Genomic DNA, 858 nt, shown 5'->3' with positions numbered 1-858 from the left:
CTTCTGGCCGGCGGAGGGACAGGGGGGCACATCTATCCGGCCCTCGCAGTCGGGAAGGCACTTGCCCGCCGTCACCCCGAGGCGCGGGTTCTCTTCGTTGGGAGCGCGCACGGGCTCGAGCGGGATCTCGTGCCCAGGGAGGGCTTTGATTTTCGCCCCATAGTGGTATCAGGGTTCAAGCGCGAACTCTCGCCTGGGCTTGTGGTGACGGTTGGCAAGGCCGCGGTGGGTCTGGTGCAGTCCTTGGCAATTGTGGGCAGTTTCAGGCCGGACGTGGTGGTGGGCACTGGGGGATACGCTTCTGGTCCAGTGGTGCTGGCGGCGGTGATCCTGGGTGTGCCCACTGTGATTCACGAGCAGAATGTGGTTCCCGGCGCCACCAACAGGTTCCTCTCGCGTTACGCACGGGTGGTGGCGATAAGCTGGGAGGAGTCGAGAAAGTCCCTCGCCCTTCCCTCACGGGCGGTTCTGACCGGAAATCCAATACGCCCTGAGGTGCTCAGGGCCACCAGAGAAGAAGGGATCAAAGCCCTGGGCCTGCGGCCCAATTTCCGGACAGTGCTGGCTTTCGGTGGGAGCCAAGGATCGGAGCGAATCAATGATGCCCTGATTCGCGCCTTGCCCGCGCTTGCAGAGAAGAAGGGAGTGCAGTACCTCCTCTCGACGGGTCGGCGCAATTATGATCGCGTTATCGCCCTTGCTCGAGACCTGGGCCTTCCGGTAAGGTCTTCCTCAGATGGGGGTATACCTGAGTCGGCGGGCGGAGACATTATAGTTGCGCCATACATTTACAACATGCCGCTCGCACTCGCCTGTGCAGACTTGGTTATCTCAAGATCAGGTGCGATTACCCTGGCG

Annotated in this window: 1 protein-coding gene; it reads left to right on the top strand. The window is 61.8% G+C overall.

Annotation, left to right across the window (positions count from 1 at the left end):
* A partial coding sequence (locus tag NUW23_06065) for a UDP-N-acetylglucosamine--N-acetylmuramyl-(pentapeptide) pyrophosphoryl-undecaprenol N-acetylglucosamine transferase (GenBank protein ID MCR4425743.1) occupies nucleotides 1–858 on the top strand: 858 nt, incomplete at both ends.

The sequence above is a fragment of the Bacillota bacterium genome (assembly GCA_024655925.1).
Lineage (GTDB): Bacteria > Bacillota > DTU025 > DTU025 > JANLFS01 > JANLFS01.
This window is presented reverse-complemented; position numbering and strand designations above follow the sequence as displayed.